The following is a 26523-nucleotide window of genomic DNA, read 5'->3' on the forward strand; positions in this document are numbered from 1 at the left end:
CTGAAAGGAAATCCCTTCATTCACTGCCATTAAAGAACATTAAAGATTAGATAATACACTTTTTGTTTTTTTGTTTTAAGGGTTTTTATATATTTGCTGTGTAGCCTTATAAAAATAGCTGGTTTATAACATGTTAAATAGAATTCGCCCTATCTTCCTACTTTTCATGCTGATGTATGCTGGTTCTGTGTATTCTCAATTTGGTTTTTCACACGAGATTGGATTTATTATAGGACCTAATGCATTTCAATCAGATTATGGGGAACGTAATGACTTTGAAACCAATATTGGAAATGTTGGGGCAGAGTTTGGAATTGTTCATTATTTAAACTTCTCGTATCGCGCAGAATGTAACTGTTTTACACGTTACACATATTTCAATGATCATTTTAAAGTTCGAAATGAGTTGACTTTTACTACGGTTAATTTAGAACATTTTGGTCGTTATGTGGGTGATGATAAAGTTTCACTCACAGCCAATCAATTACGCGCAATGCATGGAAGCACCCGTGTTTTGAATGTAGGAACACAGTTAGAATATTTCCCAAGAAGTATTCGTGAGTTTGAAAGTGGCGGCTATTTATTAGCGCCATATGCCGCATTAGGAGTACAATATAATTATTTCACTCCAACTGTTGAATCTGATTTGGGAAGACTTACAGATCCAGGAGTTTTACCTGTAAAATATCAAAATGCATACAGAAATGAAAGTGGTTCAACTTGGTCTGTAGTTGCTAGTATTGGAACACGTTACAAGTTAACTGAAGTTTCTGATCTTTTGTTTGATCTTCGTTGGCGATACTACTTTTCAAACTGGGTTGATGGTGTTAACCCAGACGAGAATTTATATCCTGAAAACAAAGCCAATGACTGGTCTTTCGTTATAAATGTAGGATATATTTATTATTTGAACTTTTAAGAGTTATTAAAAATATATAAAATAAAGCCATTCGTATTGCGAATGGCTTTATTTTATATATGATTATTTTCCTAGAGCTTGTTCCAAATCTGCAATTAAATCATCTACATCTTCAATTCCAATACTAAGACGTATTAACGAATCAACAATTCCTATTTTTTTGCGTTCTTCTTTGGGGATGCTTGCGTGCGTCATACTTGCAGGATGTCCTGCCAATGATTCAACACCTCCTAGTGATTCTGCTAGCGTGAATATTTTTAGATTTTCTATGATTTTGACCGTTTGTTCATAATTGTCTCCTTTAGTAACAAACGAGAGCATTCCTCCAAAATCATTCATCTGTGTTTTTGCAATGAGATGATTGGGATGATCTTCAAACCCTGGCCAATATACTTTTTCTACTTTTGGATGTGTTTTTAAATATTCCGCAACTGCTTTACCATTCTCGCAATGACGTTGCATACGTACATGTAGTGTTTTGATACCACGTAAAGCCAAAAAACTATCCATTGGACTACTAATTGCTCCACTAGCATTTTGAATAAAATATAATTTATCTGCCAGTTCTTTATCATTTACTACTAATCCACCCATTACAAGGTCACTATGGCCGCCTATATATTTTGTCGCAGAGTGCATAACAATATCTGCGCCTAATGCTAAAGGTTGTTGTAAATATGGTGTTGCAAATGTATTGTCGACGGCCAATAATAATTTGTTTTGTTTTGCTATATGTGCGACTGCTTTAATATCAACAATATTCATCATAGGATTGGTAGGTGTTTCAACCCAAATCAATTTGGTGTTTTGGTTAATATACGCTTCTACATTTGTAATATCATTCATTCCAACAAAGTGAAATTTTATACCAAAATCCTCAAAAACCTTTGTAAATAACCGATATGTTCCTCCATAAAGGTCATTTGTTGAAATAACCTCATCACCCGATTTAAACAATTTCAAAACAGCATCGATTGCCGCCAAACCTGAAGCAAATGCCAAACCATAATTTCCATTTTCTATACTTGCCAATGCATTTTCTAACGCTGTTCTAGTCGGATTATGAGTTCGTGAATATTCATACCCTTTGTGGTCTCCTGGAGAACGTTGTGCATATGTAGATGTTTGATAAATTGGCATCATGACAGCTCCATACGCCTTGTCTGGTTTTTGTCCACCGTGAATCGTTTTTGTATTAAATTTCATAGCCTTTTGTTTGTTGCAGAATATATTTTAACTCTTCATTTCTCAATATTAAAGATTATAAATGTACCTTTAACTACATTTAATTTTAGCAAATATGCTGCATAAAAATAATACTTTCTCAATATATCTACTTTTCGCTTTTTTGTGGATACACACAACTGCTTTTTCACAACATTTTACCAAGCAAGACACATTGCGCGGATCGATAACTCCTGAGCGTGTTTGGTGGGATTTAACGCATTACCATTTAGATATTACCGTTAATCCAGACACACAAACTATTGCTGGAAGTAATACTATACAATATAAAGTTTTAGAAAGAGGACAAAAAACACTTCAAATAGATCTTCAACCGCCTTTACAACTCACAAAAGCGATTCAAAATGGTGAAGAGCTAGAAATTACTCATGAAGGCAATGCACATTATATTCATCTAAAAAAGAGGCAAAGAAAAGGAAATGTATATAGCGTACAAGTTTTTTATGAAGGCAAGCCCAAAGTAGCTAAACGCCCGCCTTGGGATGGAGGAATTACCTGGAGTTCTGATGATAACGGACTCCCTTTTATTGCTTCTTCTTGTCAAGGATTAGGCGCTAGTGTTTGGTGGCCATGCAAAGACCATATGTATGATGAAGTTGATAGCATGAAGATTAGTGTCAACGTACCTAAGAATTTAATGAATGTTTCAAACGGAAGATTGGAAAGTGTTGAAGAAAAAGAAAACAACACAAAAACCTATCATTGGAAAGTAATGAATCCTATTAATAATTATGGTGTTAATATTAATATAGGAGACTATGTTCATTTTGGAGAAACCTATCAAGGAGAAAAAGGTACTTTAGATATGGATTATTATGTATTACGTGATAATGTAGAGAAAGCTAAAAAACAATTTAAAGATGCCAGACGTACCATAGAAGCTTTTGAGCATTGGTTTGGTTCTTATCCTTTTTATGAAGATAGTTATAAACTCGTAGAAGTTCCATATTTGGGTATGGAACATCAAAGCTCTGTAACTTATGGCAATGGTTATACCAACGGTTACCGCGGTTATGACCTAAGTCGTACAGGATGGGGAATGAAATTTGACTTTATTATTGTACATGAATCTGGTCACGAATGGTTTGCCAATAACATTACAAACATTGATATAGCAGACATGTGGATTCATGAAAGTTTTACTGCGTATTCTGAAAATTTGTTTTTAGACTATTTTTATGGAAAAAAAGCAAGTGCTGAGTATGTAATCGGGACTCGTAGAAGTATCCAAAATGACATTCCCATTATTGGGGTTTATAATGTAAATCATGAAGGCTCAAGTGATATGTATTATAAAGGAGCCAACATGTTGCATACCATTCGCCAACTTATTGATAATGATGAAAAATGGCGACATATTCTCCGAGGGTTAAATAAAGACTTCTACCACCAAACAGTACACACTCAGCAAATAGAAAAATACATCAGCGAAAAATCAGGAATTGACCTTTCAGCAGTTTTTGATCAATATTTGCGTACTACAGACATCCCTGTATTGACCTACCAACGAAAAGACAACAAATTGATGTATCGCTGGGAAAATACAGTTGCTGATTTTGACATGAAAGTTCGCATGGCCATTAATAAAGAGGTTATATGGCTTTCGCCAACAACCGAATGGCAAACGAAAGAAATGCCTACTACCGTAACAACTATCGAATTGGATCCAAATTTTTATGTAACAGCTAAAAAAAGTGGTGATTGATTATGCTTTGATAGTTTCTACAAATTTTGAGAAAACTTCTTTATGTCGCTCTAAATCCATATTGCCCGACAACGCTACACGTGCAATATAATCTTTATCTCCTTCTTTGGTTGTTCCTTGTGTAGATGTTGCTGGAATCGTCCAGTAGCAACCCTTTAATTGTCCATAACTAACACAATATTTGCTTTCATGAGGAATTTCCATAATCATCATAGTAATCAGCTTGTGATTTAGCCCTCTTTTATACGCTTCTCTTTCTTCTTCTGTACTTCCTTTTGTTGGAAGATCTAATGAAAATACAGATGGTGTAAAACCTTGTGTAGCCAATTCTTTAGATACAAAATTGATTTTCGCTTCTGGCAATGTTTCTTCAATAAAATCTACAAACTCACGTGTATTTGCATATGCATCGGCAATTCGTTGATTCATAGATGGCAATTGATTTGCTAATATTTTATATTGTAAATCGGTTGCCTCGTTGTCACATACAACCAAATGCTTTTCAATAGCATCCATTAAATAGGCTGTTTTTTTATTTCCAATACAATATCCTGCAGTACATAATCCGCCACTCGGAAATTTAGACCCGCTTGCATAAGAAATTGCTCGTACTGTAGAAAGTGTATCACCTTCTCCTAAAAAGTGAACATTTGGACAAAAGGTTTGATCTAATATAAAGACAGAATCTACAGCAACTTCTCCATTTGCAGTAGTACGTTTTTGCTCTAAAGCCGCCTTGAGCGCATTCAAATCCGGTACTTCAACTCTTGGGTTTGTTGGAATTTCTGCAATGATATATGGAATTGCATCTTCTTTTGCCACCTGATCTAGTACTGTATTGACACTTTTAACCATATCATTATCGCCATCTACAGGTAAATCTACAATCTCTACTTTGTCAATACATGCCGCTATACGACGTGCTTGATCGTTAGTTCCTCCATAACAATTTGGTGGCACTATAAATTTGATATCTTTTTCAGGATGTTTTTCTAAAGCATCATCAATTAAGCCCATCATAATTGCATATTGAATTGACAATCCACTAGAACCCACTAAAGCCTTGGTAGCTACATTTGCAATCGTATTGATCGAAGCCACAACACTTTTTTTATCTGCTTCTCTAGTATCCTCATCGGTATCTATATATGCATTGTTTGTAAGCTTATTTAACACTTTCAAACAGTTGACTGGTGTCATTGCTATTGTTTCCCTTCTACGTACATGCTGAATTTCAGAAACATACTCTTCATTTTCTTCTCTGTTAATCAACAATATACTTCCATATTTAGGATGCGCATTGATAACAAAATCTGCTAACAATGTTCTGTCAAAGTTATATACTTCGTCTTTTTGTGAAAAAAGAACAACACTTCCTTCAAAGGCAGGAATTTCAGCAATGTTATTGATTTTTTTTGTTTCAAATTGATATCCGTATACAGTATGTATCACTTCTTCGTTAAAAGCTTCAGGCAAGGAATCAATATAAACAATTTGTGTTTTCTTATTTTCTAATAGATTTTTTCTCAATACTGCTAAAATAGGCGTAACAGTTGAGGAAAAACTAATCACATTTTGAGCTTTGGTGCGCATTAGTTTGGCTATAGTCCATTCTAACACACACGAAAGTGGATGCCCTAAACGAATATAATCGTATGCTGTTGGTAATTCTTGCAGAGCAAAAGCATCAGCATTGGCAGATTCATAAAGTTTTTCAAACTCTTCCAAGAATTCTTGTTTTGCCAATTTTTCAGTATAAATATCCAATCGATGAGTTGTAAGTCGCAACCAGTCTGTTGGCTTATTATCTAATACATTTTTTATATATGTTAAGACTTGAGTGTCTAGCATGATTTTATTTTTTTAATACGTTTGGCAAGATACATCAAATTAATTTTTTGATAGCTTTTGATTGTCTTTTTTGTCGTATAAAACAGTGAGTTCTTCCTTCTAAAAAAACACGTACATTCAGTAATTAAAAAGAATACTATTTTATAGAAAAAACTACTTTTTTGAAAGTTTTTTTTGTTCAATTTTTTTAACCAGATTTCCTACCGTAAGCCCTTGTACTAAAATTGAAAATATAACAACTACATAGGTAATTACTAAGAAAAGATCTCGTTCCATTTCTGCCGTAAGGCCTAAAGCAAGGGCAATGGAAATTCCGCCACGCAATCCGCCCCACGTCATAATGAGGTTTGTTTTAGGCACAAAATTGAGTCGTTTTTCAAAGAATTTAATAGGAAATAACAAAGAGATATATCTACATAGTAAAACCACAGGAACCGCAATAAGTCCAGCAAAAATATAGGTGCCTTTAAAAGTGATGACTAACATTTCCATCCCTATCAATACAAATAAAATTGTGTTTAATAGAATATCGATTAATTCCCAAAATTTATCTACATACGTTTCGGTTACTTCCGACATTGCAGTATCGCGTACAGTATCGTTTCCAACAATCAATCCGGCAGTAACGACTGCTAACGGAGCCGACACATGTAATTTGTGCGCAATTGCCGTTCCTACCATTACAACTGCCAAAGTAATAATTACTTCTATGTCATAATCATCAATCGACTTTAACAATCTATAAGTAATCCAACCAAGCAAAGCGCCTAATAAAATTCCACCAAAAACTTCCAATCCAAAAAGCTTGGCTACATCTGTAATGCTTACGTTTCCTGCTCCCGAATTTGCAATTTGAAATATTGTTAAAAAGATTACCACACCTACTCCATCATTAAAGAGCGATTCTCCAACAATTTTTGTTTCTAGTTTTTTAGGAACTCCTGCTTTTTTCAAAATCCCTAATACCGCTATCGGATCGGTAGGCGAAATCAATGCTCCAAAGAGCAAGCAATAAATAAAATTTACTTCCAAACCAATCAACATTAACACATAGTACATCATAATTCCTACTAAAAATGTAGAAACGAGCACACCTAATGTTGCAAATATTAACACAGGCCAACGCTGTACTTTAAGTTGCTCAAAATTAGTATGTAACGCTCCTGCAAATAGTAAAAAACTCAACATGATATCTAATAAAACACTTCTGAAATCTATTTGAGAAATGATATATCTTTCTGCATTAAGTAGCGTTGCATCTACATAACTGAGTCCAAAAACTCCTAAAGTAAATAGAATCGTAATTAACATCAATCCAATAGTATTGGGAAGTTTTAAAAATCGAACATTGATATAGCCAAAAACTGCTGCTAAACATACAAGAACGGTAGTAATCATGAAATAATCCATATCGTGCTATTTGAGGTCGGTATTTTATTTGACCTAAAAGTATTAATTTTTAATCGAAATGAATTTTCTTTGCAAAAGTTTATCGTTTTTAACGACTGAGCACACACAACATTCAACATTCTATTCTCGCACGATGAAAAAAATATATCATTTAAGTACCTGTAATACCTGTCAACGAATTTTAAAAGAATTAGCTCCTTCATCAGATGTTATTTTACAAGATATTAAGGAAGAGCTTATTACAGAGAAACAGTTACAAGAAATGCATGAACTTTCTGGTAATTACGAAGCATTATTTAGCAAACGAGCTCGTTTATACAAAGAGAAAGATTTGAAAAATCAGGATTTATCTGAAAAAGACTTTAAAAAATATATTTTAGAACATTATACATTTTTAAAACGTCCCGTTATTATTGCAAATAATCAAATTTTTATTGGCAATTCTGCCAAAACTGTAGCAGCTGCTAAAGAAGCATTGTCGTAATGGTCTCTGATAGGAATTCAGCTTTTGTAGCAGCTTTTGCTGTACAAGTTTTTTATGGAGTAACTTTTACGTTTGCTTCTGACGTAATTAAAGGTGGTTATATACAACCCTTCGGATTCATTTTATTGCGTGTAGCTGGCGCAGCAACCTTGTTTTGGTTGTTTAGTATGTTTGCTCCTAAGGAAAAAATTGATCGAAAAGATTTTATAACCTTCTTTTTTGCTGCAATTTTTGGAATTGCCTTGAATATGCTTACCTTTTTTAAGGGACTTGAATTTACAACTCCAATTCATGCTTCAGTGATTATGGTTGTAGTGCCTATTTTGGTATTGATTATGTCTGCTATTTTTTTGAAGGAAAAAATTCTTCCACGTAAAATTTTAGGAATCATTCTTGGCTTGTCAGGAGCTGTAGTGTTAAGTGTTTATGGAAAATCTGCGCTTGCATCCGATAATGTTCCACTGGGAAATTTATTGGTCTTTATCAATGCTGTTTCTTATAGTATCTATATCATTATCATCAAAAAATTAAGTGTCAAATACCATCCGTTTACATTTATTAAGTGGTTGTTTTTATTCGGTACATTTTTAGTTTTACCTTTTGGCTACGCAGAATTAAGTGCTGTAGATTGGGCTTTATTTTCTCCTTTTGTTATTTTTGAAACATTATTTGTAATTATTGGTGCCACTTTTGCGACCTATTTATTAAATCCCCTAGCATTGCGTCAATTAAAAGCCTCGACTGTTAGCACATTTTTGTATATACAACCTGTAATTGCTGGAATTTTTGCAATTATTATGGGTAGTGATTCCTTAAATTTGATTAAAATTGTTGCGGCTACGTTGATTTTTGCAGGTGTTTACCTTGTTTCAATCAATAAAGTCAAAACACGTACATGAGTACTGTAAAACATCTTTTTTACGATAGTGTAAATGATATTCCTCAAGAATATTGGCAACAGCTAGGTTGTTGTGATAATACATACTATACGCCCGAGTTTTTTAATGCATACGAAACTGCAAACGCCACCATTGTTTTTCAATATATTGTTTTACTTAATGAGGAGCGAAAAGCGGTTGCCTTTGCAGCTACACAAACCGTGCATATTGCAATAGAAACCATTACACAAAATATAAAAATTGCTGAATGGTTAAAGAAACGTATCAACAAATTATTCTGCCATAGTTCTCTTAAAATTATGTTCTGTGGAAATGTATTTTTAAGTGGTGAGTATGGTACATTTATTAAAAAAGATTCTCTGACTCAAGAATTGTTTCATGAATTGGTGTTTGCTCTGCAAACTTTAATGCAGCGAATTCACAAATTGCACGCCGTGTTCATTAAAGACTTTAAAGATTCCTCTTTAGTTATTACGAATCAATTAAAAGAGTATGGCTATTCGCCCATGAAAGTTGAGCCGAATATGATTCTTAAAATTTTGCCAGAATGGAAATCATTTGACAATTATAAGGATGCTCTTAAATCCAAATATAGAGTTAAAGCCAATAGAGCCGATAGTAAAAGTGAAACGTTAAAAACAATTGAATTTACCGCTGAAGAAATTGAATCTTATAAAAGTGAGTTGCAATCTCTCTACGAAAATACAATTGCCAATGCAAATTTCAATGCGCAAGTACTAAACTTGAATACATATATAAATCTTAAAAAAATATATGGCGATCAATTTATTGTAAAAGGTTATTTTTTAGACGATACACTTGTCGGATTTTTGTCTGCGATGAAAAATGGTGAAAATTTAGATGCTCATTTTATTGGCTTAAACTATTCACTTAACAAAGATTATGCAATATATCCTAGAATTTTAAACGACTATGTTCGCTTGGGAATATTGCATCAAAAAAAACAAATCAATCTAGGTAGAACAGCTTCAGAGATTAAAAGTACTCTTGGTGCAAAACCACAAGATCTTACGTGTTATATCCGTCATAAAAGACCTCTTTTAAATTCATTAATTAAACCTTTTATTAAAAACATTAAAATCAAAGATTTTAAAGAGCATTTGCCGTTTAAGGAATAGATTTCTAGACTATTAGACTTACTTAGATTTTTAGACGCGCTTTGCTTTTAGATTTGTTTTGCTTAATTCAAAATCCAACATTCAACATCTAGCATTAAAAATAAAACAGCCCAAAAGCGAAGCGTCCCAACACCCAAAACCTAACACCTCTATAAAATATAATCCGTACTTACAAAATTAGAAGCTCTACTTTGCAGTAACTCCGTTAAAATAGCATTGTTAGACTCGTTATCTTTAGAAGCGACAAACGTTCGGATGGAAAAAGAACGCAACGCATCATGTACACTTAAGGTTGCTACAGCAGAATCTTTTCGTCCTGTAAACGGATATACGTCTGGGCCACGCTGACATGAACTGTTCAAATTCACACGACAGACTAAGTTTACCAACGTATCAATCAAGGGTGCAAGCGTTTTAATATCTTTTCCAAACAGACTCACTTGCTGTCCGTAATTGGATTCCGCCATGTCATCCAACGGTTGTTCAATATCTGAAAAGGACATTACAGGAATCACAGGACCAAATTGCTCTTCTTTATACACGCGCATGTCTTTAGAAACAGGATATAGCACTGCTGGAAAAATATAATTTTCCGTAGTTTCGCCGCCTTTTTTATTGATGATTTTTGCACCTTTTTCCAAGGCATCGTCAATCAATTCTTGAATGTACGCAGGTTTATCAGGTTCTGGTAACGGCGTAAGTTTTGCGCCTTCTTCCCACGGATTTCCAAATTTGAGCGCATCTACTTTTTCAGAGAATCGCTTGTTGAATTCTTCAATAATAGCTGAATGCACGTACAATACTTTTAACGCCGTACAACGTTGTCCGTTAAACGAAGTCGTTCCTGCAATACATTCGCTAATTGCCAAATCCAAATCTGCATCTTTTAATACAATCGCAGGATTTTTCGCTTCCAAGCCTAATACCATGCGCAAACGATTACTTTTAGGGTGCACACTTTGCAAAGCGTTTGCAGATGCACTATTTCCAATCAACGCCAACACATCTACACGGCCGTCTTTCATAATCGGAGAAGCCACTGTGCGTCCGCGTCCGTAGATGATATTTACCACACCTTTTGGGAAACTGTTTTGAAAGGCTTCCAACAAGGGAGATAATAATAAAACCCCAAATTTTGCAGGTTTAAATATGGTTGTATTTCCCATGATAATCGCTGGAATCAACAAAGCAAACGTCTCGTTCAGCGGATAATTATAAGGTCCTAAACACAGCACAACGCCCAACGGTCCGCGACGAATATGTGCATTGACACCATCGTGCTTTTCAAACTTTGCACTATCGCGATCCATTTGTGTATAATCTTCAATGGTATCGTAAATATATTCAACGGTTCTGTCGAATTCTTTTTCAGAATCTGCCAAGTTTTTGCCAATTTCCCACATCAATAATTTGACAACTTCTTCGCGTTTAGTTTTCATTTGTTCCACAAATTTTTCCATGCACGCAATTCTGTCCACCACTTTCATCGTTGGCCACAATCCTTGTCCTTTATCATACGCAGCCACCGCAGAATTCAACGCTTCCAACGCTTCTGTTTCCCCTAAGGTTGGAATGGTTCCAAGCAAGGTTTTTTGATAGGTTGAAGTAGAAGAAATGGTAGAATAGACTTCAGAAGTTTGCCCTGTCCATTTTTTCAATTCGCCATTGACGAGATAGGTATTTTGGGTAATTGTTTCTTTGATTTGATACTTTTCGGGAATGTTCATAGAGTTTCTTTTTCGTGTAATTTTTAGACTAAAAACTGAAATAAATCAGGTTTATCGTTGAGATAGTCGCCATAAAAGTTACGTAATTTCATTTTGGTAATTAAAATTTCCAAGTCTGCTGCATTTTTTAATTCCAACCCAACCACAGCAGCGCCATTTTCACGATTGGTCTTTTTAGTGTATTCAAAATGCGTGATATCATCTGTCGGACCGAGAATTTCAGCCACAAATTCACGCAAAGCACCTGCACGTTGCGGAAATTTGATGATGAAGTAATGTTTTAAATTTGCATACAGCAATGCACGTTCTTTGATTTCTGCCGTTCGAGTAATATCGTTATTGCTTCCGCTAATGACACACACAACATTTTTATTTTTTATTTCATCTTTATATTGCGATAAAGCACATAAACTTAATGCTCCTGCAGGCTCAACGACAATAGCTTGTTTGTTGTATAAGTCTAAAATAGTTTGACACACTTCACCTTCATCAACCGTAATCATTTGGTGTAAATTTTCTTTGCAGATATGGAAATTCAAATCGCCCACACGTTTGACAGCTGCGCCATCAACGAAGTTTTCGATGTTTTTTAAAGTTGTATTTCGGTTATTTTCAATCGAAGTTGACATAGAAGGCGCGCCTTTCGGCTCCACGCCAATGATTTTTGTATTGGGAGACAACATTTTGAATACGGAAGACAATCCCGCAGACAATCCGCCACCGCCTACAGGCACAAAAACATAATCGATTGGCGTTTCTAATTGCTTTAAAATTTCCAATCCGATAGTAGCTTGTCCTTCAATGACTTTTTCGTCATTAAACGGATGAATAAAGGTTTTGTTTAACTGTTCCGATTGCTCCATTGCCGCGTGATACGCATCATCAAACGTATCGCCAATGAGGACAACTTCTACAAAGTTTTCGCCAAACATATTGACTTGCTCAATTTTTTGTTTGGGCGTTGGTGTCGGCATAAAAATCGTGCCTTTTATTTTCAATAATTTACATGACAACGCCACGCCTTGCGCGTGATTTCCGGCGCTGGCACACACAATTTCATTTTCAATTTGCGTTTCAGTCAGCGAAGCGATTTTGTTGTATGCGCCGCGAATTTTATACGAGCGCACTTGCTGTAAATCCTCTCTTTTTAGGTACAGATTACAATTATATAGCTTGGAATAGTAATCATTATAACTCAAAGGCGTCACCGAGGCAATGCCTTTGAGTGTTTGCGCAGCCTCTTTGACGGCTGCTAACGTTGGAGCGTATGTTTTTGTGGTTGGTTGCACGATTTGCATTTTGTTTTTCGTTTTTTTTAGTATTGAGATGTTAGTATTGAGTATTGAGACAAGTTTAATTATCTATTCTCTTTTTAAAAATTTTACTATGCATTTCAACTGTCATTCCTGCAAAAGCATTCACCTTAAAAATCTCAATTCTCAGTACTCATTACTAATATCTAAACCGTAACAGCTTTTGCTTCTTTTACAGAAGTTTTAATCGTTTTCATTGCAGTCATCGCCGCTCTGAGTCGTTTTCCTACTGCTTCAATCGGATGATTTCGAATGGCGTCGTTTACAGCAATTAATTCTACATTGTCAACGGCATTGGACGCTGAAAATGGTTTTCCAATTACGGTACTATCTACGGTTTTCATGAAATCTTTTAGCAATGGTTTTGCTGCGTGATCAAATAGGTAACAACCGTATTCTGCCGTATCGGAAATGACACGATTCATTTCAAATAGTTTTTTACGCGCGATGGTGTTTGCAATCAACGGTAATTCGTGCAGCGATTCGTAATAGGCAGAATCTTCAATGATTCCTGCGCTTACCATTGTTTCAAACGCCAATTCGACTCCTGATTTCACAAAAGCTACCAACAACGTTCCGTAATCAAAGTATTCTTGCTCCGAAATATGGTCGGTGGTTAAACTTGTTTTTTCAAAGGCTGTTTCACCAGTCGCTTCACGCCATTTCAACAGATTTTCATCATCATTTGCCCAATCTTCCATCATCGTTTTAGAGAAATGTCCCGAAATAATATCGTCCATATGTTTCTCAAATAATGGTTTTAGAATGGCTTTTAACTGTTCTGAAAGCTCAAACGCCTTTATTTTTGCAGGATTTGACAAACGATCCATCATATTCGTAATTCCGCCATGTTTCAAGGCTTCCGTAATGGTTTCCCAACCTAATTGAATGAGTTTTGCAGCATAATTCGCATCAATTCCTTCTGCAACCATTTTATCGAATGCCAAAATAGAACCTGTTTGCAATACGCCGCACAAAATGGTTTGTTCGCCCATTAAATCACTTTTTACTTCTGCAATAAACGACGATTCCAACACACCTGCTCGGTGTCCGCCTGTAGCAACTGCATACGCTTTTGCCTGCGCCCAACCTTTGTTTTCAGGATCATTTTCTGGATGTACCGCAATCAACGTTGGTACACCAAATCCGCGTTTGTATTCTTCACGAACTTCCGTTCCAGGACATTTTGGCGCGACCATAATTACGGTAATATCTTCCCGAATTTTAGTGCCTTCTTCCACAATATTGAAACCGTGCGAATAACTAAGTGTAGCGCCTTTTTTCATCAAGGGCATGACAGCTTTGACAACGTTTGTGTGTTGCTTATCTGGCGTAAGATTTAACACCAAATCTGCTTCTGGAATGAGTTGTTTGTAGGTTCCTATTTTAAAACCGTGTGTTGTTGCATTTATGTACGAAGTGCGTTCTTCATCAATGGCAGCTTGGCGAAGTGCATACGAAATATCCAAGCCGGAATCGCGCATGTTGAGTCCTTGATTGAGTCCTTGTGCGCCACAACCCACGATGACTATTTTTTTGTTTTTGAGTGCATTTATGCCGTCTGTAAATTCGGAAGCTTCCATAAATCTACATTTTCCTAATTGCGCTAATTGTTCACGTAATGGTAAGGTGTTGAAATAGTTTGACATGACTTATTTTTTTATGTTTGAGTCAATAATCTAGAATCTAGACTTTTTTACTCTATATTTTTTTATTTGTTTTTCGTGTTTTGTTTCGTCTAGAATCTTGACTCTAGACTCTTAGTTCTATAATTATTGAAATACCGCCAATATTTCAGAGATTTTCATTTCTTCTTTGGAAACCGCAATACGTCCCGAACGTGTGAATTGCATGATGCCAAACACGCTCAATTCTCTGTATAGAAGTTCAATTTCTTCTTTGCGTCCCGATTTTTCGATGACGAAAAATTGTTTGTTTACCGTAACGATTCGCGCATTGTTTTCGATAATCAAATTTTGGATTTCACTTCCATCAAACAATAAGTCTGAACGCAGCTTGAAAAGACACGATTCTTGGTATACAGTTTCTTCTTCCGTGTGATAATACGCTTTAATGACCTCTACTTGTTTTTCAATCTGTCCAATTATTTTTTTCATTTGTTCTTCAGAGAGATTCACAACTAAAGTCCATCGAGAAACACCTTCAATCTCACAAACAGATGAGTTGATACTTTCAATATTGATATGTCTTCGCTGAAAAATTGCGGAGATTCTGTTCAACAATCCGATGTTATTTTCAGTATATACCGAAACCGTAAATAGTTTGCTTTCTTGTTCCATAATTACGCTAGTCTTATGTCTGAAACCGATGCTCCTGTTGGAATCATTGGGAAGACGTTATCTTCTTTTTCTACACATACTTCTAAAAAGTACGCTTCTTTGCTTTGCATCATTTCTTGTACCGCTTCCGCTAATTCATCTCGTCTGGTAACACGGCGTGCGTTTAAGTAATATCCTTTGGCAATCGCTACAAAATCAGGATTGGTCATTTCGGTAGATGCGTAGCGTTTGTCAAAAAACAATTGTTGCCACTGTCGTACCATTCCCAAGAAATCATTGTTTAAGACCACAATTTTCACAGCGGCTTTTTGCTGAAAAATCGTTCCCAATTCCTGAATCGTCATTTGGTAACCACCATCGCCACAAATACACACGACTTCACGCTCTGGCGCTGCCATTTTTGCTCCAATGGCGGCTGGTAAGCCAAATCCCATTGTTCCCAGTCCGCCAGAAGTAATGTTACTTTTTGTCTGTTTGAAATTGGCGTAACGACAGGCAATCATTTGGTGTTGCCCGACATCCGATACAATCGCGGCTTCACCGTTGCTTTGCTTGTTGATTTCTTTTAACACTTCGCCCATCGTTAATCCTTCTTTGGTAGGATGCAAATCGTTTTTGATGACTTTTTCATATTCAATTGCGTACAAATCGTCGAAAGCACGGCGCCAAATTGGATGTTCTTTTTTCTGGATAAGCGGTAAAATTTTTGCCAGATTCACTTTTGCATCACCCAAAACTGCAACATCTGTTTTTACATTTTTATCCACTTCCGCAGGATCAATTTCAAAGTGAATGACTTTTGCTTGTTTGGCGTATGTGGCTAAATTTCCTGTAACACGGTCATCGAAACGCATTCCAATTGCGATGAGCACATCACATTCGTTAGTAAGTTTGTTTGGCGCATAGTTTCCGTGCATTCCTACCATTCCCACATTGAGCGGATGTTCGGTTGGAATGGCGGAAACACCCATAATGGTCCACGCAGACGGAATTCCTGCTTTTTCGATAAAGGCTTTAAATTCAGCTTCCGCTTTGCCTAAAATCACACCTTGTCCCCAAACAATTAATGGTTTTTTAGCATTATTGATGATTTCTGCAGCAGCGTGTAATGAGGTTTCGTCTACTTCTGGCACCGCTTTGTAACTGCGAACTGCCGTACATTTTTGATATGAAAAATCGAATTCTTCAAATTGTGCATCTTTGGTAATGTCAATCAACACTGGTCCTGGGCGACCGCTTCTAGCAATGTAGAATGCTTTTGCCATCACTTCTGGAATTTCAGAAGCTTTCGTAATTTGATGATTCCATTTGGTGACAGGCGTAGAAATACCTACAATGTCTGTTTCTTGAAATGCATCACTTCCTAACAAATGTGACGCGACTTGTCCCGTAATACATACCAACGGCGTCGAATCGATTTGCGCATCGGCAATTCCTGTGATGAGATTGGTGGCACCAGGTCCTGAAGTAGCAATGGCAACTCCGACTTCTCCCGAAATTCGTGCATATCCTTGTGCTGCATGCGTTGCGCCTTGTTCGTGACGCGTTAATACATGATGAATTTTATCTTGGTATTTGTATAATTCGTCATACACAGGCATAATGGCGCCGCCAGGATATCCGTAAAGCGTTTTTACACCTTCTGCCAACAAACAGCGAACGATGGCTTCACTTCCTGTGAGTCGCTCCGTTGTTGGTTGTGTTTCTAGTTGTTTTTGTATGGTTTTTGTTTCCATAGTGTTGATTTTTTAATGCCTTTCGATTTTCAAATACATCTCGACTGCGCTCGATGTGACAAAGGAATTCTTTTAGAATTCGTCTGTAACGCAACCTTTGGATGCGGAAGACACTGTTTTTGCATATTTGTATAAAACTCCGCGTTCAAATTTGAGTTCGGGTGCTTTCCATTGTTTTTTTCGTTCTTGAAGTTCTTCGTCTGAAACTTCTAGTTGAATCGTGTTCGTTTCGGCATCAATTGTGATGATATCACCGTCTTTTACAAGTGCGATTGTGCCACCTTCTTGTGCTTCTGGTGTGATGTGACCTACGACAAAACCGTGTGTTCCGCCTGAAAAACGTCCGTCTGTAATAAGCGCGACTTCTTTTCCTAAACCTGCGCCCATGATAGCTGCCGTTGGTTTGAGCATTTCTGGCATTCCTGGTCCGCCTTTGGGTCCTTCATAACGAATGACGACGACATCTCCTTTTGCTACTTTTCCATCACGGATTCCGTCGTTGGCTTCGTATTCGCCTTCAAAGACTTTGGCTTTTCCTGTGAATTTTAATCCTTCTTTCCCTGTAATTTTCGCTACGCTTCCTTCACTTGCCAAGTTTCCATATAGCATGCGTAAGTGTCCCGAAACTTTGATTGGTTTTTCAACTGGTTTTATTACATCTTGCCCTTCTGTTAAATCGTCAACATCCAGTAAGTTTTCTACCATGGTTTTTCCCGTTACGGTTAAACAATCGCCGTGTAAGAGTCCTTTTTTGAGTAGATATTTTAATACCGCAGGAATTCCGCCAACCGCATGCACATCTTCCATTAAGTATTTTCCGCTTGGTTTTAAGTCAGCTAGAAATGGAGTGGTATCGCTTATTTTTTGAAAGTCTTCTAGTGTAAATTCAATTTGTGCTGCTCTCGCTATGGCGAGAAAGTGTAATACTGCATTGGTAGATCCGCCCAAAATAGTCACCAAACGCACTGCATTTTCTAATGATTTTCTTGTGATGATATCTGACGGCTTGATATCTTTTTCTAACAATACACGCATGGCTTCACCAGCCGCAACCGATTCTTGCTTTTTAGCATCGCTCAATGCAGGATTTGACGAATTGAACGGTAATGCCATTCCCAAGGCTTCTATGGCAGATGCCATCGTGTTTGCCGTGTACATTCCGCCACAAGCGCCAGCACCTGGACAAGCTTTTTCAACGATATTTTGGTATTCAGTTTCGTCCATTGTGCCTGCTACTTTGCTTCCCCACGCTTCAAAAGCAGAAACCACATCGAGTTTTTTTCCGTTGTGACATCCAGAATCAATCGTTCCGCCATAAACCAGAATACTCGGACGATTTAAACGAATCATTGCCATTAACGCACCTGGCATGTTTTTGTCGCAACCTACTACCGTGATTAATCCGTCGTAACTCATGGCTTGCACTACGGTTTCCATAGAATCCGCAATGATGTCGCGTGATGGTAAGGAATAGCGCATTCCAGGTGTTCCCATCGAGATTCCGTCACTCACGCCAATCGTGTTAAATATGAGTCCAACAATAGCTGAGTTTTTCGTTCCTTGTTTGGCGAGTTTTGCTAAGTCGTTTAAGTGCATGTTACACGGATTGCCTTCGTAGCCTGTACTTGCAATGCCGACAATTGGTTTAAAAAAGTCTTCTTTGGTCAACCCAATAGCGTGCAACATGGCTTGTGCCGCAGGTTGCGTAGGATCTTGTGTAACAGTTTTACTGTATTTATTGAGATTGTTCATTTTTAAATTGCTTCAGAGAGTTTGCTGTTGCGTTTGCACAGTACTTCTTGTTTGTATAGTTGCATCAATTTGTAGCCGAGAGACGCTTCCCACGAAAGTGGAAATATATAGTCATCCAACGATTGTAAACCGACAACCTCAGCGGCAGTTCCTGTAAAAAAGGCACTGTCTGCTTGTTTGAGTTCGGCTAGCGTAAAGCTGGTTTCTTCTACAGAAATACCTATTTCTTTACAGATGTCGATGATGGTAGAACGTGTAATGCCAGGCATGATATGTCCGCGTTTTGGTGTATAGAGTTTGCCATTTTTTTCCATAAATACATTCGCGCCCGAACATTCTGCTACATTTCCGTTCATGTCTAACAATAACGCTTCGTCATAACCTTCGTTTTTAGCTTCGTTAGTTGATAGAATAGAGTTGGTGTAATGTCCCGTGATTTTTGCTTCTACAAAGCACGATTTTGGATTGGGACGCTCAAAGCGAGAAGTTTTTACACGTAAGAGTTTGTCGCCCATATATTTTCCCCATTCCCAACATTGGATGGTTAGGATGGATTCGTCAGACGTTAACAAACTCATATTGGCGCCTGTGGTCAAAATAGGTCTGATGTACGCGTCTTCGAGATTGTTTTTTGCTAGTAATTGATACGTGATGTCTACCAATTCTTCCGTAGTATAGTGGCACGGAATTCCCATAACGCTTGCGCCAAATTTGAGTCGCTCGTAATGTTCATGTGCTTTAAAGATTTTTGCGCCGAATTTAGTTTTGTACGAACGGATGCCTTCAAATACGCCATTTCCGTAGTGTAAGGTTTGACTGTACAAGTTTGCAGACGCCGTTTCAGGATGCAGAAACGCTCCGTTGTGATAGATGATACTGTCGTTTGTATAATACATGTTACTAGTACTTTATGATTCGAAATTAGTTTTATTATGTTTTTTTGAAATTATTGTTTTGAGACTTTCGCCTTAAATCAATTTTACAATTTTTTATTTAATACACTGATAATCAATTACATAATATGTTTACTGATACAACATTCAACACCTGATATTTTGAATAAAAAAAGCCTGTATCAAGTTGATACAGGCTTTTATTTTCTATATAGCAGATTGTATCAACTCACGTAGAATTCATAATAATGACAATGATATTGATAATGACCTGTTTCATGTTAAATATATTTTCCTCTTATCCTTTAATTTTTGTAAAAAAAAAGCCTTCCATTTTTCAGGAAGGCTAAGTATTTATATTGTTCAAAAATATCGCATTCCTCATCGTTGTGACTGAATCACAATAATGTTGATGACAATGATATTTTGTGTTTGCTTGTTCATTTGTTGTATCAAAGATTGAAAAAGTTTTTTAAGATTCCTAATCGTTTTTGAAAAAATGTTGGGTTTTTCCTGTGTTTGTAGGGAAAAGTTTTTAAGTTGATATTATAATTTTAGGCAACATAAGAACCTTTTTGGTAACGCTCATTTTTGTCTTGACACAAAAACGAGCCAAAAAAGTCAAGACAATCTATAGGAAATTGCTGCGCACCATTCGTTCATGCGCTCCATGCTTGATGCTACGCATCGCAATTCCACTTTTCACTCTTTATTTCTTAAGATTGTTATTTAAAGAATCAAACAAAATCATGAATAAGGCAACTTTTATTTTACTTCAAAAATACTCTCTTAACTACTATTTTATTAAATCCTCGGCAAATCATTCTCATCTTTTAACGGCAAATTAGAACTTCCCATTAAATACGCATCTACATGATGTGCTGCTTGGCGACCTTCCGAAATTGCCCAAACAATGAGCGATTGTCCTCTGCGCATGTCGCCCGCTACGAAGATTCCGTCTTTGTTGGTAGCGTAGTTTTTGGTCGTTGCTTTGATGTTGGTTCTGAAATCCATTTCTAGGTCAAATGCTTCTGCCAATGTTTTTTCTGCACCTGTAAAACCTAATGCTAATAATACCAAATCGCATTCCCACGTTTTTTCTGTGTTTGAAATTTTTTTGAGTGTCGGTCGTTTGCCTTCTTCAAAAATCCATTCAACTTGTACAGTTTTTAATCCCGTAAGGTTTCCGTTGGCATCTTTGATGAATTTTTCTGTTGAAATGCTAAAATGACGTTCCACACCTTCTTGATGTGACGATGTTGTTTTGAGCTTCATCGGCCAATACGGCCACGGTTGATGCGCGGGTCTGCCAACCGTTGGCTTGCTTAAGATTTCAAAATTTGTAACTGATTTTGCGCCGTGACGATTACTTGTACCAATACAATCCGAACCTGTATCGCCACCGCCAATGACAATGACTTTTTTGTCTTTCGCAGAAATGATGTCTTCAAAATCTACCAAACCATCTACGTATTGATTGTTGAGTTTTAGGAAATCCATCGCTTGGTGAACGCCTTTCGCGTCTGCGCCGTCAATCGGAATGTTTCTTCGTACTGTCGCGCCACCGCAGAGTAAAATTGCATCAAAATCTGCTTTGAGTTGTTGTGCATCTATGGTCACACCAACATGTGCATTGGTTTTGAAGGTAATTCCTTCTTCTTCTAACACAGCCAAACGACGGTCGATAATGTGTTTTTCCATCTTAAAATCTGGAATTCCGTAACGCAACAATCCGCCAATTTTTTCATCACGTTCAAAAACAGTTACCGAATGACCTGCACGATTGAGTTGTTGTGCCGCAGCCAATCCTGCAGGGCCAGAACCGACAATCGCAACCGATTTTTCGGTACGTACTTTCGGTGGTTTTGGAACAATCCAGCCTTCCGTAAAAGCGGTTTCTACAATATTTTTCTCAATATTTTCAATACTTACCGGATCTTCGTTGATGCCTAACACACACGCTTCTTCGCAAGGCGCGGGACATAAGCGACCTGTAAATTCTGGAAAGTTGTTCGTTGCGTGCAATATTTCTGCCGCTTCTTTCCATTTACCACGATAGACTTTGTCATTGAAATCGGGAATTAAGTTTCCGAGCGGACAACCGCTGTGACAAAACGGAATGCCACAATCCATACAGCGCGCACCTTGTTCTTCCAGTTTTGATTTTTCTAGCGCGATGGTAAATTCTTTGTAGTTTTTGATACGTTTTGCTGGAGCTTTATACGCTTCATCTTGGCGTTTGTACTCCATAAATCCTGTTATTTTTCCCATGTCTTACGCTGTTTGCAATTGTTCTTTTTGTAATCGTACCAAAGCCTGACGGTATTCTTCTGGTACTATTTTTAAGAATTTTGGCAGATAATGTTGCCAATCGTCTAAAATTCGTTTCGCTAAAGGACTTTCCGTGGCCTGATAGTGATTTTGGATGAGTTGTTTGAGTTGCAGTTCGTCTTCTTTCGATGTAATCGGATCTATATTTAGACTTTCTGAATTGCAATTTTGCACAAAAAAAGTATTGTCCATGTCCAAAATATACGCGATTCCGCCGCTCATTCCTGCACCAAAATTGCGTCCAATTTTCCCAAGAATAACTGCCACACCACCCGTCATGTATTCACAACCGTGATCGCCAATTCCTTCTACCACAGCTTTCGCGCCTGAGTTTCGCACACAAAAACGCTCGCCTGCTTTTCCGTTGATGTACACTTCGCCCGAAGTGGCGCCGTACAAGGTTACATTTCCTGTGATGACATTGTCTTCAGGAATAATCGTGGATTCTTTCGGAACTTTTACGATGAGTTTTCCGCCTGATAAGCCTTTTCCTAAGTAATCATTGGTATTACCGTGAACTGTCATGCGAATTCCTTTGGTTGTAAACGCTCCAAAACTTTGTCCCGCAGCACCTTTAAAGTCTATATTGATGGTATCTTCTGGCAATCCTTCTGCACCGTAAATTTTAGAGATTTCATTGCTGATAATCGCGCCAACAGCTCTGTCAATATTGGTGATGTTGAATTGTAAATCGGTTCGTTGTCTTCTAAATAATGCTTGATGCGCTTGTTTGATGATGTTGAAATCCAGATGTGTTTCTAAATTGTGCTCTTGGGCTTCTGTATTGTACAATTTTACCGCATCGGAAACTGCTACTTTGTGAAGAATCGGCGTCAAATCAATTCCAGAGGCTTTGTAATGTTCAATGGCTTTGTTTCGATTGAGTTTTTGGACTTGTCCCACCATTTCGTTCACAGTTTTAAACCCAAGTTTTGCCATGATTTCTCGCAATTCCTGCGCTACGAAATACATATAATTCACGACGTGTTCTGGTTTTCCTTTGAACTTTTTCCGCAATTCAGGATTTTGCGTTGCAATTCCGACAGGACAAGTATTTAAGTGACAAACACGCATCATAATACAACCCGAAGCCACTAACGGCGCGGTGGCAAACCCAAATTCTTCAGCGCCTAATAAACAGGCAATCGCAACATCGCGACCTGTTTTTAATTGTCCGTCACATTCCAACACCACACGATTTCGGAGATTGTTCATCACCAAGGTTTGTTGTGCTTCCGCAATTCCCAATTCCCATGGCAGTCCTGCATGTTTTAAAGATGTTAGTGGAGAAGCGCCTGTTCCGCCATCAAATCCAGAAATGAGAATGACATCGGCTTTTGCTTTGGCAACTCCCGCAGCGACAGTTCCTACGCCAATTTCAGAGACCAATTTCACATTGATTCTAGCTTCACGATTGGCAGCTTTGACGTCGTAAATGAGTTGTGATAAATCTTCAATGGAATAGATATCGTGATGCGGCGGCGGCGAAATGAGTCCGACATACGGCGTAGAGTTTCGCGTTTTTGCAATTTCAGGATTTACTTTTGGTCCTGGCAATTGTCCACCTTCACCTGGTTTGGCACCTTGTGCAATTTTGATTTGAATTTCATTCGCATTTGTCAAATAATTTGATGTCACACCAAAACGTCCTGAAGCAACTTGCTTGATAGCCGAGTTTTTCCAGTCGCCTTGCGCACTTTTATAGAAACGCTCTTGGTCTTCGCCGCCTTCGCCTGAGTTCGATTTTCCACCGATTCTGTTCATCGCAATAGCTAAGTTTTCGTGCGCTTCTTTACTGATAGAACCATACGACATAGCGCCTGTTTTGAAACGTTTTACAATTTCCGTCCACGGTTCTACTTCTTCAATCGGAATTGGATCAAATTGGTCAAATTCAAACAAGCCACGAATAGTCATGAGGCTTTTGGATTGATTATTGACCAACTCGGAATATTCTTTGAACGTGGAAGCTTTGTTTGTTCTGACGGATTCTTGCAATTTGGCAACCGTCAACGGATTGAATACATGTTTTTCTTGTCCACGTCGCCAACGATATTCGCCACCAACTTCAATGTCTGCGCTCACTTCATTGACTTGAAAAGCTTTTTTGTGACGTTTTACAATTTCTTGTTCTATTTCGCGTAAGCCAATTCCTTGAATGCGCGTGGGTGTGTTGGGAAAGTATTTCTTGACTGTCGTCGAATTGATTCCGATACATTCAAATAGTTGCGAACCACGATAAGAATTGAGCGTCGAAATTCCGATTTTGTTCATCACTTTTAGAATACCTTTTCCTATTGCTTTGTTGTAATTTTTGATTGCGGTTAGATATTCATGTTCTGTGATATCGCCATTAAGTACTTGCTTTTCTACAATTTCATTTACGATATACGGATTGACCGCGCTCGCACCAAAACCAAATAACAGTGCAAAATGATGTACTTCGCGTGGTTCTGCTGATTCAATAATCAGGCTTATTTTGGAGCGTTTTTTGAGTTTGTGCAAGGCGTGATTGACGTATGAACACGCTAATAATGCTGGAATTGGCGCATGTTTTTCGTCTACATATCTATCGGATAGAATGATGATATTTGCGCCGTTGTCAATTGCTTTGGATGCTTTGTGCATCAAGTTTTCTAAAGCGATTTCTAGTTCGTTTAAACCACGATTTACTTCGTACAACATTGAAATAGACGCCACTTTAAAGTTTGGATTGCTGTCGTAGTTTCGAATTTTATCCAAATCGTGCTTAGAAATGACTGGATTTTGAATTTTCAGCTTTTTACAATGCTCCGGGCTGATGTCAAAAAGATTGACATCGCTTCCCAATGTGAGACTGATGTCTGTGATTAATTCTTCGCGAACACCATCCAACGGCGGATTCGTTACTTGCGCAAACAGCTGCTTAAAATAGTTGTAAATGAGTTGTGGCTTTTCTGAAAGAATTGCGATTGGTGTATCGCTTCCCATAGAACCAATGGGTTCTTTTGCCAGTTGCGCCATGGGACGAATGATGGTGTTTAAATCTTCTTGTGTATAGCCGAAGACAATTTCACGCTTTTTAAGGTCAATTTCGTCATATTGAATCGGACCTTTTTTAGCGGAAATATCGCGTAAATGCACTAGGTTTTCATTCAACCATTTTCGGTATGGATGTTTTGCCGCAATCGTTTCCTTGATTTCTTCGTCATTGACAATTCGCCCTTCATTCATGTTTACTAAAAACATTTTTCCAGGTTCTAAACGCCCGTGAAATGCTACGTTTTCTGGTTTGATATCCACAACGCCCATTTCTGACGACATGATGACATTTCCGTTTTTTGTAACGGTATATCGCGACGGACGCAATCCGTTTCTGTCCAACACTGCACCAATGTAATTTCCATCTGTAAATGGAATCGACGCAGGTCCGTCCCACGGTTCCATGACACAGGAATTGTATTCGTAAAATGCGCTTTTGGTGTCAGACATGTTTGGGTTTTTCTCCCAAGCTTCCGGCACTAACATCATCATGGCTTCTGGCAGTGAACGCCCTGACATGAGTAATAATTCCACCACCATATCTAAGGTAGCTGAATCGGATTTTCCTTTAAGAATGGTTGGTAAAATGCGCTTGATGTCTTTTCCGAATAATGGACTTTCCATGATTTCTTCACGCGAAAACATCCGAGAAACATTCCCGCGAAGGGTATTGATTTCACCGTTATGACAGATGTAGCGAAATGGTTGCGCCAAATCCCACGTAGGAAAGGTGTTGGTTGAAAATCGCTGATGTACCAACGCCAAGCGTGTGTCTAAATCGGCATCGAATAAGTCCAAATAGTATTCGTTGATGTGTTCTGGTTTGAGCAAGCCTTTGAATATGATGATTTTGGTAGACAAACTTGGAACATAGAAAAATTTATGCTGCGAAAGTTTGGAATTATAAATGATGTGTTCCGTAATTTTTCGCGCCGCAAATAGTTTGATATTGAACTCACGATTGCTTTGTGATGCTGATGATTTTCCAACAAATAGTTGTTTTACAAACGGCTCTGTTTCTTTGGCAATTTCACCCAAAACATCACTATTTACTGGCACATCGCGCCAACCGATGAGTTGTAATCCTTGAGTTGCTATTTCCTTTTCAAAAACCTCAATACAGTACTGTCGCTGATTGTCTTTTTGGGGAAGAAATACATTGCTGACTGCATATTCGCCCGCTTTTGGCAGTTTGAAATCGCACGATTTTTTAAAGAATTCATGCGGAATATCTATTAAAATTCCGGCACCATCACCCGTAACGCCATCCGCACTAACCGCACCGCGATGTTCTAGTTTTACCAAAATTTCGAGTGCTTTATGAATGATATCATTGGAGCGTTTTCCTGTTAGGCTACATATAAATCCAGCGCCGCAATTATCGTGTTCAAATTCGGGTAAATAGAGTCCTTGTTTCGTTAGCATCATCAAATATTTTTAAGGTTTTTTACACCATGATTTAATGTCTAAGATAACCGCAAGAATTTTATAATAAAAAAACACAAAACACTTTTCTGAAATTGATAATTTATAGTGTTGTTCAATGATAAATTACCAATTTTAAGGCTTTATTTTATCAAAATCATACATGTTTAAAAATCTTATAAAATGTTAATTTTTTACGAAAACGTTTGCGAAAAATTAGTTTTTATATCAAATAATTACTTTTTTAACTAAAATCATATAAAATAAATAAAAACTACTTTATCAATTTATCAAAAAATCTTCTTTTAAAAAGTTAACCCTTAAAAAATATAAGGGTAAAATTTACATTGTCATAAAAATTATTTTTTTACCC

17 protein-coding genes are annotated in these 26523 nt (G+C 37.4%); 5 read left to right on the forward strand and 12 right to left on the reverse strand.

The genetic code is table 11. From position 1 onward, the window contains the following. Positions 1-130: 130 nt before the first annotated feature. Entirely contained in the window at positions 131-919 is a 789-nt protein-coding gene (locus AA088_RS01955; RefSeq protein WP_046743276.1) for a THC0290_0291 family protein, read from the forward strand. 63 nt (positions 920-982) lie between these two features. On the opposite strand, the gene AA088_RS01960 is transcribed toward AA088_RS01955, so the two are convergent. Then, entirely contained in the window at positions 983-2125 is a 1143-nt protein-coding gene (locus tag AA088_RS01960) for a cystathionine gamma-synthase (protein ID WP_046743277.1), read from the reverse strand. A gap of 94 nt (positions 2126-2219) precedes the next feature. Between AA088_RS01960 and AA088_RS01965 the strand changes: the two genes are divergently transcribed. Beyond that, the gene (locus AA088_RS01965) at positions 2220-3869 is read left to right on the forward strand and encodes a M1 family metallopeptidase (RefSeq protein WP_052752749.1); all 1650 of its coding nucleotides are present in this window, start codon (positions 2220-2222) and stop codon (positions 3867-3869) included. On the opposite strand, the gene AA088_RS01970 is transcribed toward AA088_RS01965, so the two are convergent. Together AA088_RS01970 and AA088_RS01975 are read right to left on the reverse strand one after the other, a co-directional pair. Beyond that, positions 3870-5720, reverse strand: a complete 1851-nt coding sequence (locus tag AA088_RS01970; protein ID WP_046743278.1) for a PLP-dependent aminotransferase family protein — start codon at positions 5718-5720, stop codon at positions 3870-3872. Positions 5721-5873: 153 nt separating this feature from the next. Next, positions 5874-7130 carry a cation:proton antiporter gene (locus AA088_RS01975; RefSeq protein ID WP_046743279.1) on the reverse strand — a complete coding sequence of 419 codons (1257 nt, stop codon included), beginning with the start codon at positions 7128-7130 and terminating at the stop codon, positions 5874-5876. A 133-nt stretch (positions 7131-7263) separates the two neighbouring features. Here AA088_RS01975 and AA088_RS01980 point away from each other — a divergent pair, with 133 nt between their 5' ends. Genes AA088_RS01980 through AA088_RS01990 form a run of 3 tightly spaced genes read left to right on the forward strand, consistent with a single transcriptional unit; the run spans position 7264 to position 9652 of the window. Then, complete coding sequence (locus AA088_RS01980; RefSeq protein WP_046743515.1) at positions 7264-7614, forward strand: arsenate reductase family protein; 351 nt, start codon at positions 7264-7266, stop codon at positions 7612-7614. Further along, complete coding sequence (locus AA088_RS01985; protein WP_046743280.1) at positions 7614-8513, forward strand: DMT family transporter; 900 nt, start codon at positions 7614-7616, stop codon at positions 8511-8513. The genes AA088_RS01980 and AA088_RS01985 overlap by 1 nt, the downstream gene beginning before the upstream one ends. Beyond that, the gene (locus AA088_RS01990; RefSeq protein WP_046743281.1) at positions 8510-9652 is read left to right on the forward strand and encodes a hypothetical protein; all 1143 of its coding nucleotides are present in this window, start codon (positions 8510-8512) and stop codon (positions 9650-9652) included. Before AA088_RS01985 ends, AA088_RS01990 begins: the two co-directional genes overlap by 4 nt. A gap of 149 nt (positions 9653-9801) precedes the next feature. Here AA088_RS01990 and AA088_RS01995 read toward each other — a convergent pair whose 3' ends face one another. The 9 genes from AA088_RS01995 to gltB all read right to left on the reverse strand — a co-directional run bounded on the left by AA088_RS01995 (position 9802) and on the right by gltB (position 26153). Beyond that, entirely contained in the window at positions 9802-11379 is a 1578-nt protein-coding gene (locus AA088_RS01995; RefSeq protein ID WP_046743282.1) for an NADP-dependent glyceraldehyde-3-phosphate dehydrogenase, read from the reverse strand. A 23-nt stretch (positions 11380-11402) separates the two neighbouring features. After that, complete coding sequence (gene ilvA, locus AA088_RS02000; protein WP_046743283.1) at positions 11403-12677, reverse strand: threonine ammonia-lyase IlvA; 1275 nt, start codon at positions 12675-12677, stop codon at positions 11403-11405. Positions 12678-12838: 161 nt separating this feature from the next. Further along, the gene (gene ilvC / locus AA088_RS02005) at positions 12839-14341 is read right to left on the reverse strand and encodes a ketol-acid reductoisomerase (RefSeq protein WP_046743284.1); all 1503 of its coding nucleotides are present in this window, start codon (positions 14339-14341) and stop codon (positions 12839-12841) included. A 123-nt stretch (positions 14342-14464) separates the two neighbouring features. Continuing rightward, positions 14465-14992, reverse strand: a complete 528-nt coding sequence (gene ilvN, locus AA088_RS02010; RefSeq protein ID WP_046743285.1) for an acetolactate synthase small subunit — start codon at positions 14990-14992, stop codon at positions 14465-14467. A gap of 2 nt (positions 14993-14994) precedes the next feature. Next, positions 14995-16728, reverse strand: a complete 1734-nt coding sequence (ilvB, locus tag AA088_RS02015; protein ID WP_046743286.1) for a biosynthetic-type acetolactate synthase large subunit — start codon at positions 16726-16728, stop codon at positions 14995-14997. A 72-nt stretch (positions 16729-16800) separates the two neighbouring features. Beyond that, positions 16801-18480: a dihydroxy-acid dehydratase gene (gene ilvD / locus AA088_RS02020; protein WP_046743287.1), complete on the reverse strand. Its 1680-nt coding sequence runs from the start codon at positions 18478-18480 to the stop codon at positions 16801-16803. A 2-nt stretch (positions 18481-18482) separates the two neighbouring features. Continuing rightward, positions 18483-19376, reverse strand: a complete 894-nt coding sequence (gene ilvE, locus AA088_RS02025; RefSeq protein ID WP_046743288.1) for a branched-chain-amino-acid transaminase — start codon at positions 19374-19376, stop codon at positions 18483-18485. Positions 19377-20177: 801 nt separating this feature from the next. Next, entirely contained in the window at positions 20178-21644 is a 1467-nt protein-coding gene (locus AA088_RS02030) for a glutamate synthase subunit beta (protein ID WP_046743289.1), read from the reverse strand. A gap of 3 nt (positions 21645-21647) precedes the next feature. Beyond that, positions 21648-26153, reverse strand: a complete 4506-nt coding sequence (gene gltB, locus AA088_RS02035; RefSeq protein WP_046743290.1) for a glutamate synthase large subunit — start codon at positions 26151-26153, stop codon at positions 21648-21650. Positions 26154-26523 lie beyond the last annotated feature (370 nt).

This window comes from Kordia zhangzhouensis (assembly GCF_001005305.1).
Taxonomy (GTDB): Bacteria; Bacteroidota; Bacteroidia; order Flavobacteriales; family Flavobacteriaceae; genus Kordia; species Kordia zhangzhouensis.